Origin of the sequence: Chryseobacillus diguaensis, from assembly GCF_049220665.1 — a bacterium.
Taxonomy (GTDB): Bacteria; Bacillota; Bacilli; order Bacillales; family Bacillaceae; genus Metabacillus_B.
The window spans coordinates 83,762-96,586 of sequence record NZ_JBMKNV010000012.1 but is presented as its reverse complement, the minus strand read 5'-3'; the positions used below and the strand labels follow the sequence as shown (position 1 = coordinate 96,586).

The following is a 12,825-nucleotide window of genomic DNA, read 5'->3' as shown; positions in this document are numbered from 1 at the left end:
CACAAGCACACGTTCACCTTTTGGAACCCGTATTTTTTTGAGGATGTCTTCCATATTGAACAATCTCTCCTTAAATCAGGGCAGTAACAACTTCTTCTAGTTTCATTCCCCTGGAGGCTTTAACAAGAATCAGGTCATTCTTCTCCAAATGGTTTTTCAGATCCTGAATCATCGCTTCTTTATCCGTAAAGCTTTTAATTCTGTCTGAAGGAAAAGCCGTTTTAGCGCCTTTTGCTATTTCTTCTCCTAGCGCCCCGTAGGTATAAACAAAGCCAACTTTATCCGGGTTTATTTTTTCGCCGACCTCTTGGTGAAACTGCTTCTCCATGCTTCCAAGCTCCAGCATATCCCCAAGAACGACAAACTTACGCCTGTATCCTTCCAGATCCTCGACAAGCTTAACTGCAGCATGCATAGATGTTGGGCTTGCGTTATACGCATCATTAATTATGGACCAGCCGTTTTCGCTTTTTGAAAGCTCTAGCCGCATTGCTGTCATTTCAAGACTTGCAAGGCCCTTTTTTATTTGCTCCTCTGTCAAGCCGAAATATTTGCCTGCAGCCGCCGCAGCGAGTGCATTCCAAACATTATGCTCCCCGAGTACAGGGATAAAAAAGCTATCTTCAAAAGGGTGTGCTTTAAAAGTGACTCCCTTGTCATTCTGCTCTACTTCAGTTGGGTAGTAATCATTATTTTGGCTTTTGCCAAAGGTTACCGGTTTTCTTGAAAAGCTATTTTGATTCACCCGTTCTTTTAATAAAAGTTCATCACCAAAATAGATGAATTGGCCGTTTGGTGAGAGTCCTTTAATGATCTCCATCTTTGCATCGGCAATTCCTTCCCGTGAACCGAGCTCAGCCATATGGGATTCACCGATATTTGTGATAATGGCCGCGTCAGGATTTGCGATTTCTGAAAGCAGTTCAATTTCTCCCCTCGCACTCATTCCCATTTCAAGAACAGCAACATCTGTCGTTTGCGGCATGCTGAGGAGAGTTAGAGGAAGACCGATATGATTATTAAAATTCCCTTTAGTTTTATGTACAGAATAAGCTTCTGATAAGACGGAAGCTACAAGATCTTTCGTTGTTGTTTTCCCATTGCTGCCGGTTATTCCTATTACTTTTACCCCGATTTTTTCCTTGTAGCTTTTTGCAAGCTGCTGTAAAGCTATAAGCGTATCATCCACATAGATGACAGGAATGTTTTGGGGCGGATTGGGTTCGCTTTCCTCCCATAATACTGCAGCAGCCCCAAGTGATATGGCCTTTTCTGCAAAATGGTGGCCATTAAACTTATCACCCTTAATAGGAATGAATAATGCATCTCCCTCAACATTTCTGGAGTCTGTTGTTACGCCATTAATGGCCATATCAGAAAACTTTTTGTCAAGCCCCCTGCCAAATGCCATTTCCTGAATTTCGCCTAATGTGTTTTGGATCATTTCAGGTCGCTCCTTTCTTATTAAAAGCTTCTTAAGCTCATGTAAGACCTATAGAAGAAACACTATTCACTGCTGAATAGTGTTCTCTGATTTTCACGCGCCTATTTTTTATCCAGCTTAAAAGGTATGTTTAATCTGCTGCTTTTCTTCATGACGTTCAAGAGCCAGATTAACAAGCTTTTCAATCAGCTGCGGGTATTCAAGTCCGCTTTCATTCCATAGAAGCGGGAACATGCTGAATGGGGTAAAGCCAGGCATCGTATTGACTTCATTGATAAGGGCATTGCCTTCTTTTGTTAAAAAGAAATCAGCCCTTACAAGCCCGGAACCGTCAATGGCTTTAAATGCTTTGATTGCCATTTCCTTAATTTGCTGATATTCTTCTTCAGAAATTTCAGCTGGAATGATCAAATCTGTATCAGCATCTTCATACTTAGCTTTATAGTCATAAAATTCTTTTTTAGGAGCAATTTCGCCTGTAACCGAGCATTCAGGCTCATCATTGCCGATAACGCCTATTTCGATCTCTCGGCCGATAACAGCTTCCTCTATAATAATTTTCCGGTCATAATCAAATGCTTCTGCAAATGCTGCAGCCAGCTCTTCGCGGTCTTTGCATTTGCTTATCCCTACGCTTGAACCAAGGTTTGCCGGTTTGACAAAGCAAGGATATCCAAGCGTTTTTTCCACCATGCTGTAGGCTGCTTCCGGATCTTTTCTCCAGTCATTTCTGATAAACCAAACATAGTTTGCCTGCGCAAGCTCTGCCTGGGCAAATAGCTGCTTCATGACAACTTTATCCATACCTCCGGCAGACGCCAAAACTCCATTGCCGACATAAGGTATATTCAAAAGCTCCAGCATTCCTTGAATGGTTCCATCTTCTCCGTTCGGTCCGTGAAGAAGCGGGAATACAACATCAATGGCTTCACTGCTGTTTTCGTTTCCCGCAGGGAAAAGCTCACCGTTTAACTCCATTGGGGAAACAGCGGTTCCTTCTCTTTCAAGCTTTAGCGCGGAGACATTGGAAACAGGTCCTTCCAGCTGCTTGGCACGGATCCATTCGCCTTTTTCCGTAATATATATTGGATGTATATCAAATTTATTGGTATCCAGTGCATTGATAACGGCCAGTGCAGTTTGCATGGAAACATTGTGTTCTGCAGATTTGCCGCCGTATACTAGCCCAAGTTTGGTTTTCATTCGATTTCCTCCTAAGAAAAATTCATCTTACCTATTTTATCACTTTCAAGTCTCTTGTTATAGATAACCAAGCAAATCTTTATAACATTCGTTTTAGAAGATCTTTTTTGGACAGAAAGACGAAAAAGCGGATAATTAGCCATATTTATATTAAAATAGAGAAACCGAGAATCAAGGAGGGTCATTTAATGGAAAAAATTACATCTGCAGAACAATTTGGGAGCATCATCAGCCAGGACATAGAGGTTATGATCAAATTTTTCGCTGACTGGTGCCCTGATTGCACAAGAATGAATCTCTTCATAGGTGATATTCTTGAAGAATACAATCAATATAAATGGTATGAAATTAATAAGGATGAGTTCCCTGAAATCGCTGAGAACTATCAGGTAATGGGTATTCCGAGCATTTTAATCTTCAAAAACGGCGAAAAGCTCGGCCATCTTCACAGTGCAAACGCCAAATCACCTGAGCAGGTTCAGGAGTTTTTGTCAGAGAAACTGGCATAAGCCGAGCAAGGACAAATCGTTGACAAAAAATCAAAAACCTTTTACCATTTGCTTAACTAAAGTTTTTAAGGAAATAAATATATAGCTCTTATCGTGAGAGGTGGAGGGACATGGCCCTGCGAAACCTCGGCAGCGGATCTTTGTGACACCGTGCCAATTCCTGCAAGCAATTAAATGCTTGAGAGATAAGAGGAGAGCCGCCCTATGGACGAATTAAAAACCCTCTCTTCTTATTTAAGAAGAGAGGGTTTTTCAGTTTAGGCACTTTCACTTGCCGTTTAATGAGCATAGGCAATAATAATGGCTGTTTCTGCAGAGATTGTTGCTATTCGTAATATCTTATAGAAAACGTATTAAGACTAACTTCATGGCATCTTTTCTTAAAATTCACAACGGTATATTGGCCCGCAATCATCTAATATAGATGAGAAAGCACAAAGTTTAAGAAAAGAGCCATAATAAAAGACTTTTTCACAATGAAAGCTTGGAGGAATAGAAATGAACAACAAGAATGAAGCACTAGCAACCTTTGCTGGAGGCTGCTTCTGGTGCATGGTAAAACCCTTTGATGAACTTCCCGGAATCCTGGGCATTGTATCAGGATATACCGGCGGCCATAAAGATAATCCAACTTATGAAGAAGTAAAGGAAGGCGGCACAGGACACGCAGAAGCTGTTCAGATCCGCTACAATCCGAAAGTTTTCCCCTACGAAAAATTATTGGAGTTATACTGGCAGCAGATTGATCCGACAGATGCTGGCGGCCAGTTTATAGATAGAGGCGATTCTTACCGAACAGTCATCTATTATCATACAGAGGAGCAAAAGGCTCAAGCTGAAGCTTCAAAGGAAGCCTTAGCTGCAAGCAGCCGCTTTAGAAAACCGATCGTTACACCGATCGAAAAAGCAGAGCCTTTTTATGAAGCAGAGGAATATCATCAGGATTTCTATAAAAAGAATCCGGAAAAATACAAAGCGGAACGCGTTGAATCAGGACGGGAAGCATTCCTGAAAGAAAACTGGGAAAAATAAATGAATAAGAGCTTATTCAGAAAGCATGGAGCCGTTCTCCATGCTTTTTTGTTTTCCTGTATTATCCCGCATCGTTCTTAAATCTGTTTGAGCTCATTTATGAAAGGGAAATTCCCATACATGTATTCTCTTTATTTGGAAAAATTACCAAGGAGAGATTTTTATTAGGAGGAGAATTCGTGACAGCTAACAGCAATCTGCCCCATAGTCCTGAGCCTTATTGGAGAGTGAATGTTCAGCCCCCATCCTTCCCTGCTTTGTCTGACGATATTGAAGTTGACGCTGCAGTAATCGGCGGAGGAATTACCGGTATTACAACAGCTTACCTTCTAGCAAAAGAAGGGCTGAAAGTTGCCCTGCTTGAATCGGATGTTGTCGTAAATGGAACGACCGGGCACACAACGGCTAAAATTACAGCTCAGCATGATCTCATTTATGATGAGTTGATTCATCACTTCGGAACGGAAAAAGCGCGTGCGTATTATCAGGCAAACGATGAAGCGCTGCAGGTAATGAGACAGCTCGTACAAGAGTTATCAATTGAATGTGATTTTTCGGATGAGGATGCATTTGTTTATACGACTGAAGAGAAAAACGCAAGCAAAATTGAAAAAGAACTTCACGCCTATGAAAAGCTCGGCATACCGGGCGGGTATGTCAGCGAACTGCCGATCGGCCTTCCGATTCACAGCGGAATAGTGATGAAAAACCAGGCGCAGTTCAACCCTGTTAAATACCTGATCCCGCTTGTTGGAAAGATCCAATCGATGGGCGGCCAAATTTATGAACATACAAGAGCAGTGGATGTTGAGGATGGTTCTCCTGCCAAAGTGATCACTGGAGATGGCCATAAAATCACATGCAAATATGCCGTTTCCTGCTCACATTTTCCTTTCTACGAGGGCAATGGCTTTTATTTTGCCAGAATGCACCCGGAACGCTCTTATACGGTTGCTGCGAAAATAGCTAAACCATTTCCTGGCGGCATGTATTTAAGTGCCGACAGCCCGAAGCGTTCGATCCGATATACGCCAATGAATGGTGAAAAACTGATCCTCATTGGCGGGGAAGGCCATAAAACGGGACAAAGCAAAGATACGATGAAGCATTATGAAGCTCTGAAAACCTTTGGCCAGACAGACCTTGGATTAACGGAAACGTTATACAGGTGGTCGGCGCAGGATTTATTTACCCTAGATAAAGTTCCGTATATCGGCAGGCTGACAGAGAGCCATCCGAATATCCTGGTTGCCACCGGATTCCGTAAATGGGGTATGGCATTTGGCACAGTTGCTGCCCAAATGATCAGGGACTCAATTCTTGAAAAAGAAAACCCTTATTCAGAGCTGTTTACTCCTTCCCGTTTTAAAGCTGATCCCGGCATTAAAACATTTGTCGCGGAAAACACAAATGTTGCAGGGCATCTAATTGGCGGCAAGCTCAGCACAGCGAGCAAGAAAATAGAAGAACTTCATCCAGACGAAGGAGCTATTGTTTCGTATAACGGCCAAAAAGGAGCTGCCTACAAGGATGAGAACGGGCAAGTGACCGTTGTTGACGCTACCTGTACCCATCTTGGCTGTGAAGTGGCCTGGAATAATGGAGACAGAACATGGGATTGCCCTTGTCACGGCTCCCGTTATTCAGTGAATGGAGACGTTGTGGAAGGACCTGCTGACAAACCATTGAAGAAACTCGAATGAGGCTGATTTCACAGCAGTAATAGTTGAAAGACAGTCCTGACTTAAAAAGGAGCTGAAGAAAAGCAATGGCAAAAACAAAAGTGACTGAAAATGTTTATTACCTTCGAACCCTCATTGCCAATGTCATCTTTGTTTCCTCTAACGACCGAAAAGATTGGGTTTTGGTTGATGCCGGAGTTGGTGATGCTTCTTCCGCCATTTTACGGACAGCCAGAAAATGGTTTAACACTAAGCCAAAAGCTATTCTATTAACACACGGTCATTTTGATCATATAGGAGCTTTAAAAAAGCTTGTGGAAATTTGGGATGTGCCTGTTTATTCTCATCCGCTCGAAATGCCTTATCTTACTGGCAGAAAAAACTACAGTCCGCCTGATCCATCGGTCGGAAAAGGTCTTATGTCCCTCTTATCTCCTCTTTATCCGAGGAAAAGCATTGATCTTGGAAATAAGGGAAAACCCCTTCCTGAAGATGGGTCTGTGCCCTTTTTGGAAGACTTTCAATGGATTCATACACCAGGTCATACACATGGACATGTTTCTTTTTATCGAAAAACGGATAAAGTTCTTATAGCAGGTGATGCTTTTACGACAGTTAAACAAGAATCATTTTTTGCTGTTGCCTCTCAAGCGACAAAAGTACATGGCCCGCCTGCTTATTTCACAACTGATTGGATCCAGGCAGAAAACTCCGTCAGGAAGCTTTGTGCTTTGGAACCAGAAACGGTTATTACAGGGCACGGTAAGCCAATGTATGGCGAAAAGCTTCAGTCTGAACTGGAGGAAATGAAAACCCATTTCCGGACAGAAGTGGTGCCTAAGCACGGGAAGTATGTGAATAGTTAGTATTTGTGGAAAAAACAGCCCTAATGCTGTTTGATTCAATAAAACCTATTTTAGAGGAGGAAATGAATCATGAAAGCAATGTATACTGCACAAGCAACAGCACAAGGCGGACGTGAAGGACATGTAAAATCTTCAGATGGTTTCTTGGAATTTACTCTTGTTAAACCAAAAGGAATGGGCGGTAAAGGAGAAGAAGGCACAAATCCTGAGCAGCTATTTGCAGCCGGCTACTCCGCTTGCTTTGATGGCGCATTAAACCTTGTTATTGAAAACAAAAAGGAGCATGTGGAAGGAACAGAAGTTACAGCAAATGTTTCCATCGGCAAAGACGAAGAGGATGGCGGCTTTAAGCTTGCGGTTCAGCTTGATGTAACGGTAAAAGGCGTAGATGATCAAAAAGCTCAAGAACTAGTTGAAGCAGCCCATCAGGTTTGCCCTTATTCCAAAGCAACACGCGGGAATGTAGAAGTAACGCTTAATGCCAAAGGCGCATAATTTTTCTTCATCATTTTAGGCATAATAACAGAAAGAAAAGACGGAATTGCACACTCGCATTTCCGTCTTTTCTTTGGAGGGATAAACGTTGAAGGGCATTGAAAAAGCCATGTATATTCTTATCCTTATATTCACAGCTGCAAATGCAGCCATTAACTTTTCGTTAAAGGGCGGAAGAACGGTCGGCACCCTCTCCGTTATTGCATTTAGCGTTGTGCTGATCATGTTTATTCTTACGGTTATTTACAGAAGGAAGAAAAAGTGAAGATTCAGTCTATTTCCGCTTCATTGTAAGAAAGTACCAGCTTCCTTCTTTCACCACTGGTCTGAAATCGGTCATCTTCATATGAATCAAATCAGCAATTTCCTTTAAATCGGATTTTTCCGGGACAGGATACAGGTTATCAAAGGCAGCAAAAAAACTGTTAAAAGCACTGGAGAATTGTTTGCCATGACGGGAATTCTGAATAGGTGTTATAATTGAGATTATTCCTTCCTTTCCAAGCCACTGAGTCATTTGAATAAACAGTGCTTTTCTCATTTCTGGAGAAAGATAATGGAGTAAATTGTTCATCATGACATAGTCTGTTTTTTCTTTTGGGTGATATTCAATAGCATCTGCACATTCAACCCGTATATTCGTACACTCTCTGCACCGGCTGCCTGCTTCTTTTGCTACTTCTTCATTCACTTCTATTCCAAGCATTTGTAAATCAGGATAGACAGCTGATAGTTTTTGCAAATAGCCTCCATGACCGCAGCCGACATCAATCATGTGGGAAACATTGTGTTTTTTAATGAGATAGGATATTTTTGGGAATGCAAGATGCTCAAGAAAGGAAGACGTTTGGGCGACAACTGTGCCATGCTGTAATGATCAAACGTTTGTTTAACTTTTGTTTGCATAATATCGGGAAAACTCAGAAGCGTTGGGATATGCAGCTCCATCATTTCTTTCAGAAGAACGCCTGTTGACCTTGGGTCCTTTTTGCTTGAAGGAAGCATAAAGCTTTTTGCTGTTTTGAAACGTTCTTTTGATGCCTTTTTTAAGTAGTGAATGGTAATCCCGACATCCACCCACCTCTCCAGAAGATCTTCTTTTAGAGAAAGCTCCATAGCAGCCTCTTTAATGGTTTTAGGCTTCTTGAAAGCTTCATATAAATCCAGCTCATACCCTACATATGCATGCCAGCAGTATAAAAACGGCATGTTACGCTTCATCCATTCCCTTGCCTTTAAGACACGGACATAATCGCTGATGATCATCTGGCTCTCCCTCCTTCTTCCCAAGGATAATCTGTTTCTTCTGTAAACATATAGCCGTTATAGCTGAGGCTTGGATTTGACCTTATTGGAAATAGTCCGATTTGAACCATACGGTCAAAAATAGACTCTTTCCAAAAACCGAGACCTGAAGCATTCAGCATCTGTTTTGTATGAAGCTTTTCATCCAATGTCATCTGACGGATCGCTTTCTTTCGCACATTCGGAAAATAGCGAAAAGGACTGGAATAGGCGAGAGCGGACATGTGGCTCAGATGCAAGACGTGATGAACCCTTGGTTTTCTTACCTTCTCATACCACTTCAAACAGGATAAATCAGCGTGCTCGCGAATTATCCAGCACAAAAGCTCTCCAAGCACGTCACCGTCCTGTATAGCGAGGTTCATCCCTTCTCCTGCCATCGGATGGACACTGTGAGCGGCATCCCCCATGATCACTACATTGTCCTTCACATACTGATCTGCGTTAAAGTGGACCGGGATCATCAGCTGAATTTCCCTCCAGCTTTTAATATGCTTTACGTAATCAGCCAGCTCAGGATAAAGCTCCGAGTAGGCCTCATAAAAAACACTGATTCCCTTTTCCTTCATCCCTTTATAGGCGCCTTGAGGGATCAGATATACCGTTCGCACCATGTTATTGGGAAGAGGGAAAAGACCAAGAAACGTGTGAGGAGTAGAAATCATTTTTCCTTCTTTTAAGTCTTCGGGCCTCGGAAAAGAAACCGTCAGAAAATGATGGTCATATTTATGCTCCTTCACTTTAATGTTCATTGCTTCCCGCGTTTTTGATTTCCTTCCCTCCGCCGCAACAAACACATCCGCCTCAATTTCCACTTCCTTCTCTTCAAGGTCAACAACAGCTTTTTCATTGCGAAACGCTTTGAAACGGCTTGGCTGAATATAAGTAAAGGAAGCGTGTTTTTTTGCTTCTTCAAGCAGTAAAGCCTTCAGTTTTTCATGCGGAATCATAAGAGCATAATCAAAGGGACTGTTTAAAATATTGTAATTCATCGAAGAGCAGCCAATCGTTTCATAAACTGTGTTCTTTTCCCGTTTCTCGATCACCTGAATTTCATTGATCTTATGGCCGGCTGCTTCTACCTGTTTTTTAAGATTCAGGTCTTGAAGGATTTGAATGCTTTTTGGCTGCAGCAGCTCACCCTTGTACATCGCAGCATTTCCTTTTAGCATCTCAATAACGCAAACATCGATGCCGCATCTGGCAAGCTTAAGAGCAACCGTAAGGCCTCCAACTCCTCCGCCTATTACAAGCACCTGAGTTTTCATCCTCTCCCTCCTTTTTAGATAAAGGCAGTTTTCGCATAGATTGCTGCTATTCGTAAAAGAAATTACTTCTCCTCAAGGGGCACGTTTTTGCACTCCACCCGGTCAAACCCGAATCGGTCTAAAAAATCATTATAAGCTTCTAGCTTACCAAGAAGCTTGCCTGTTTCCATATCAGAAAGAGATTCATCACTAAGCTTTTTGCAATTTTTCTCTGCCATAGAAGTTATATAGGAAGCAATCGCTGATTCATTAAAGGTATTCATCTTATTTTCCCTCCAATTCCTATTTATGGAACTTTTCCCAAGTCCTCATGAAAACAAACCTTTTCTATGGCCCCGGTGTTCTTTCGGCAGCACAAAAAAGCAGCTCTATTCAAAAGAGCTGCTGCAAAAGAAATGCATCGATTTACAAAGGTTTCACGGCTGTTACGCACACCGTCAGCTCCGGGCGCACTTTCTTGTATCTGGGCTGAATTTCTTTAAAGCCGACTGCCAGCATATCCCTTTGAATCATTTCACAAAATTCACGTGTGCGTTCCGCGCTTGCCCCCTCTTCCCTAGGCTGCATTGTTATGGCAATCCTGCCTCCAGGCTTAAGAGCCTGATACAGGATTCTTAAGCCTTTCTCCGGATTGCTCCAGATCGTATAATTGTTCACAGACAAAATCTTATGATAATGGTTGGGGTCGAGCTTTGCTTTCTCCACATCACTCACGATAAGCTTGACTGTTCCCTCTTCCACATAATTTTGCAGCCTCTTTTCAGCCTGCTCCTTCATTGTTTCAGAGACATCTACCCCGACTAATTTAACCGCTGGATAGTTTTTTAAAATGTGTTCCATTCCAAATCCCGGGCCAAATCCAACCTCAAGTACGAAATCACCCGGCTTAATTCCAAGCCTGTCTATTGTCCACTTATTAATCGTATGATTTTCCCAGGCCATGATCCTCCCAGCAATATTGCCAAAAAGCCCCTTCGGCTTGGAAAAACTCCGTTTAATAATGCCCAGCATATTCGCACCTCATCCACAAAATAGTTTTACTATTAAGTATCACCAATATGTGGATGGTAAACATTTTTCTTTGTTTTTATAGGAAGGAAGGCACTGAACGTTCTTCCCGGCATCCAAAAAAACATAAGCTGTCCTATGACAGCCTATGCTTTTCTCCTTAGTAAGGTCCGTACAATCCTCTTCGTGTACGGGGTCCGTATAGTCCTCTTCTGAATCCCGGCCCTCTTCTTCCTGCTCTGAAACCAGGGCGGAAAACAACTCCAGGTCTGTTAAAACCAAAAAATCCAAATGCCATCGTAACACCTCCATTGCCTTTGACTATTCCGCACTTCATCATATGCTTCGTACAGGATTTGCGAACGGGCTTTTGGTATCGGATCATTTTTTTTGAGGCTCTATTCATAAACCTTGTTGTTTTTTCATCCATTTAAGTGATTATAGAGCAAGGATACACTTGCGAATTTTAAGAAAAGATGCCACGAAGCTAATCTTTATGCGTGTTCTAAGACTTTACGAATAGCAACAATCTTTGCGATGATAGATGTTCTTTTGGACCTTCTTTCCTTCATAACCGCTTTATCTTTCTGCTGTCATTAAATATACTCAAATATTTCTCCTTCAGCTCGTTATTGTTGTTTCATATCAAAAAAACTTCCTTTTCTTCATTTTCTAAAATATTGTCAACAAAGTCTATCAAATGATCCACGCTTTTTTGATAATCTTCCGAACCGTCTTTTAAACCAATAGACCAAGGAACATTGTGAAGATCTAAAAAATAAATAAAATCAGTAAATATCATGTCTGCTAAATGGGCTCCTTCTTCTAGTGATATCTGATTAGATATAAATAAAGAAACAGCAATGGAGGTATAAATGGATTGCTCTACAGCTTGCCCATTACTGAAATTTTTAAGTTTTTCCCTTATCATTTCCGGAATAGTAACATCTACTTTATTGCTGTAGTTCTCTTCAGCTTCTAAAAGTACCCACTCTTCATGTTCAACCCCATATGGTACTCCAGAATCCGTATATCCCGCTATGAAAGCAAACGTTTCATCTGAATGATAGAGGTCCTCATCATTTATATTTCCTCTATTTCTCCTTTTTTTGCATTCTTTGCAAAGATGCTGATGATGGCCTTTTCCGGAAAATTTTTCATTTGCTTTATATCGGCCACATCCTTTACAGAAGTGCCCTCTGTATTTTTTTCCCATAGTAACGACTCCAATTTATAGATACTTTCAGTTAATCTTCTATATCAGCTACCCATCCAATAGAAAGGTAAATCTCCCAAAGGCCATCGTTATATCCCCAGCCAACTCCATTTGACATTACTGTTACTCGATATAGCCGCTCCTTAAACTGAGCATACCGTTCTTCACTTTGATCGCATTCAAGGGCAACTTTACTATACATTGATAACATACTGTTATAAAATGCAGGATCTATATCGCCGAAGGTGCATGTAAATTCAGTTCCCAGTTCTACATAATACAGCATCAAATCTACCGTTTTCGCTTGATCTTTTGTTATTTTTTTGAAATTGCTGATCGCTTTTTTAGCATCTGATAATCGCAGCTTTCCAAATCCTTTGTCAGGAAAAAATTCATTTTTCACTTGCCTTTTTGTCTTTTCATACAAATCTTGTATAGCTTCTTCTCCTTTAAATTTGCTGTATAAGTAAGCTTTAACATCCTCATTAAGTTTATATAATTCCGAAATCAATTGAATGAGTTCTTTTTGATCGTATTCTCTTAGAGATTTTTTTAGCTCAGTCATTTTAATAGCCATGTATTTAATCATCTCCTTCTGAATTTACTGCTTGTAAGATTAATCTTATTTTAATTTTGAATGCTTCTAACGAAAGGTTATATAAATTTGCCTTTACCGGCAAGTATAATAGCGAATTGAACAATGAGAGGATAACAGCGAAATATCATTTACAAAAAAATCCACCTAGTTTATCATTCTTAATAGTGAACTTAATTGTTCTATATAAAGTAAAGGGAGG

General features: G+C 41.2%; 16 protein-coding genes and 1 riboswitch. Of the genes, 6 read left to right on the top strand and 10 right to left on the bottom strand.

Annotation, left to right across the window (positions count from 1 at the left end; all coding sequences use genetic code 11):
- Nucleotides 1-70: 70 nt before the first annotated feature.
- Nucleotides 71-1,444 (bottom strand): UDP-N-acetylmuramoyl-tripeptide--D-alanyl-D-alanine ligase, encoded by a 1,374-nt coding sequence (locus ACOT8F_RS16785; RefSeq protein ID WP_421653067.1) that lies wholly within the window; start codon nt 1,442-1,444, stop codon nt 71-73.
- 117 nt (nt 1,445-1,561) lie between these two features.
- Complete coding sequence (locus ACOT8F_RS16780; protein ID WP_421653066.1) at nt 1,562-2,647, bottom strand: D-alanine--D-alanine ligase; 1,086 nt, start codon at nt 2,645-2,647, stop codon at nt 1,562-1,564.
- Nucleotides 2,648-2,835: 188 nt separating this feature from the next.
- On the opposite strand from ACOT8F_RS16780, the gene ACOT8F_RS16775 reads away from it, so the two are divergent.
- The 6 genes from ACOT8F_RS16775 to ACOT8F_RS16750 all read left to right on the top strand — a co-directional run bounded on the left by ACOT8F_RS16775 (nt 2,836) and on the right by ACOT8F_RS16750 (nt 7,496).
- The gene (locus ACOT8F_RS16775; RefSeq protein WP_421653065.1) at nt 2,836-3,156 is read left to right on the top strand and encodes a thioredoxin family protein; all 321 of its coding nucleotides are present in this window, start codon (nt 2,836-2,838) and stop codon (nt 3,154-3,156) included.
- 85 nt (nt 3,157-3,241) lie between these two features.
- Nucleotides 3,242-3,348, top strand: a riboswitch (SAM riboswitch).
- Nucleotides 3,349-3,654: 306 nt separating this feature from the next.
- The gene (msrA, locus tag ACOT8F_RS16770; protein ID WP_421653064.1) at nt 3,655-4,188 is read left to right on the top strand and encodes a peptide-methionine (S)-S-oxide reductase MsrA; all 534 of its coding nucleotides are present in this window, start codon (nt 3,655-3,657) and stop codon (nt 4,186-4,188) included.
- A 179-nt stretch (nt 4,189-4,367) separates the two neighbouring features.
- Nucleotides 4,368-5,891 (top strand): FAD-dependent oxidoreductase, encoded by a 1,524-nt coding sequence (locus tag ACOT8F_RS16765; RefSeq protein WP_421653063.1) that lies wholly within the window; start codon nt 4,368-4,370, stop codon nt 5,889-5,891.
- A 65-nt stretch (nt 5,892-5,956) separates the two neighbouring features.
- Complete coding sequence (locus ACOT8F_RS16760; RefSeq protein WP_421653062.1) at nt 5,957-6,736, top strand: MBL fold metallo-hydrolase; 780 nt, start codon at nt 5,957-5,959, stop codon at nt 6,734-6,736.
- Between the two features lie 69 nt (nt 6,737-6,805).
- Nucleotides 6,806-7,231: an organic hydroperoxide resistance protein gene (locus tag ACOT8F_RS16755; protein WP_421653061.1), complete on the top strand. Its 426-nt coding sequence runs from the start codon at nt 6,806-6,808 to the stop codon at nt 7,229-7,231.
- Nucleotides 7,232-7,319: 88 nt separating this feature from the next.
- Nucleotides 7,320-7,496 (top strand): hypothetical protein, encoded by a 177-nt coding sequence (locus tag ACOT8F_RS16750; protein WP_421653060.1) that lies wholly within the window; start codon nt 7,320-7,322, stop codon nt 7,494-7,496.
- A 9-nt stretch (nt 7,497-7,505) separates the two neighbouring features.
- Here ACOT8F_RS16750 and ACOT8F_RS16745 read toward each other — a convergent pair whose 3' ends face one another.
- The 8 genes from ACOT8F_RS16745 to ACOT8F_RS16710 all read right to left on the bottom strand — a co-directional run bounded on the left by ACOT8F_RS16745 (nt 7,506) and on the right by ACOT8F_RS16710 (nt 12,605).
- Nucleotides 7,506-8,006, bottom strand: coding sequence for a class I SAM-dependent methyltransferase (locus ACOT8F_RS16745; RefSeq protein WP_421653059.1), 501 nt, complete (start codon nt 8,004-8,006; stop codon nt 7,506-7,508).
- Complete coding sequence (locus ACOT8F_RS16740; RefSeq protein WP_421653058.1) at nt 8,003-8,497, bottom strand: hypothetical protein; 495 nt, start codon at nt 8,495-8,497, stop codon at nt 8,003-8,005. The genes ACOT8F_RS16745 and ACOT8F_RS16740 overlap by 4 nt, the downstream gene beginning before the upstream one ends.
- Nucleotides 8,494-9,804, bottom strand: a complete 1,311-nt coding sequence (locus tag ACOT8F_RS16735; protein ID WP_421653057.1) for an FAD-dependent oxidoreductase — start codon at nt 9,802-9,804, stop codon at nt 8,494-8,496. Before ACOT8F_RS16735 ends, ACOT8F_RS16740 begins: the two co-directional genes overlap by 4 nt.
- A gap of 62 nt (nt 9,805-9,866) precedes the next feature.
- Nucleotides 9,867-10,067 (bottom strand): hypothetical protein, encoded by a 201-nt coding sequence (locus tag ACOT8F_RS16730; protein WP_421653056.1) that lies wholly within the window; start codon nt 10,065-10,067, stop codon nt 9,867-9,869.
- Nucleotides 10,068-10,209: 142 nt separating this feature from the next.
- Nucleotides 10,210-10,815 carry a class I SAM-dependent methyltransferase gene (locus tag ACOT8F_RS16725; protein ID WP_421653055.1) on the bottom strand — a complete coding sequence of 202 codons (606 nt, stop codon included), beginning with the start codon at nt 10,813-10,815 and terminating at the stop codon, nt 10,210-10,212.
- Between the two features lie 157 nt (nt 10,816-10,972).
- Complete coding sequence (locus ACOT8F_RS16720; protein ID WP_421653054.1) at nt 10,973-11,110, bottom strand: hypothetical protein; 138 nt, start codon at nt 11,108-11,110, stop codon at nt 10,973-10,975.
- Nucleotides 11,111-11,452: 342 nt separating this feature from the next.
- The gene (locus ACOT8F_RS20990; RefSeq protein ID WP_489672232.1) at nt 11,453-12,028 is read right to left on the bottom strand and encodes a UPF0175 family protein; all 576 of its coding nucleotides are present in this window, start codon (nt 12,026-12,028) and stop codon (nt 11,453-11,455) included.
- A 31-nt stretch (nt 12,029-12,059) separates the two neighbouring features.
- Entirely contained in the window at nt 12,060-12,605 is a 546-nt protein-coding gene (locus ACOT8F_RS16710; RefSeq protein ID WP_421653053.1) for a DUF6155 family protein, read from the bottom strand.
- Between the last annotated feature and the right edge of the window lie 220 nt (nt 12,606-12,825).

Bases quoted from the DNA above. Each gene is read 5' to 3' on its own strand.
- ACOT8F_RS16760 (WP_421653062.1), top strand. From the start codon at position 5,957: ATGGCAAAAACAAAAGTGACTGAAAATGTTTATTACCTTCGAACCCTC.
- ACOT8F_RS16735 (WP_421653057.1), bottom strand. From the start codon at position 9,804: ATGAAAACTCAGGTGCTTGTAATAGGCGGAGGAGTTGGAGGCCTTACG.
- ACOT8F_RS16785 (WP_421653067.1), bottom strand. From the start codon at position 1,444: ATGATCCAAAACACATTAGGCGAAATTCAGGAAATGGCATTTGGCAGG.
- msrA (WP_421653064.1), top strand. From the start codon at position 3,655: ATGAACAACAAGAATGAAGCACTAGCAACCTTTGCTGGAGGCTGCTTC.
- ACOT8F_RS20990 (WP_489672232.1), bottom strand. From the start codon at position 12,028: ATGGGAAAAAAATACAGAGGGCACTTCTGTAAAGGATGTGGCCGATAT.
- ACOT8F_RS16725 (WP_421653055.1), bottom strand. From the start codon at position 10,815: ATGCTGGGCATTATTAAACGGAGTTTTTCCAAGCCGAAGGGGCTTTTT.
- ACOT8F_RS16710 (WP_421653053.1), bottom strand. From the start codon at position 12,605: ATGGCTATTAAAATGACTGAGCTAAAAAAATCTCTAAGAGAATACGAT.
- ACOT8F_RS16745 (WP_421653059.1), bottom strand. From the start codon at position 8,006: ATGATTGATGTCGGCTGCGGTCATGGAGGCTATTTGCAAAAACTATCA.
- ACOT8F_RS16740 (WP_421653058.1), bottom strand. From the start codon at position 8,497: ATGATCATCAGCGATTATGTCCGTGTCTTAAAGGCAAGGGAATGGATG.
- ACOT8F_RS16755 (WP_421653061.1), top strand. From the start codon at position 6,806: ATGAAAGCAATGTATACTGCACAAGCAACAGCACAAGGCGGACGTGAA.
- ACOT8F_RS16780 (WP_421653066.1), bottom strand. From the start codon at position 2,647: ATGAAAACCAAACTTGGGCTAGTATACGGCGGCAAATCTGCAGAACAC.
- ACOT8F_RS16775 (WP_421653065.1), top strand. From the start codon at position 2,836: ATGGAAAAAATTACATCTGCAGAACAATTTGGGAGCATCATCAGCCAG.
- ACOT8F_RS16730 (WP_421653056.1), bottom strand. From the start codon at position 10,067: ATGAATACCTTTAATGAATCAGCGATTGCTTCCTATATAACTTCTATG.
- ACOT8F_RS16720 (WP_421653054.1), bottom strand. From the start codon at position 11,110: ATGGCATTTGGATTTTTTGGTTTTAACAGACCTGGAGTTGTTTTCCGC.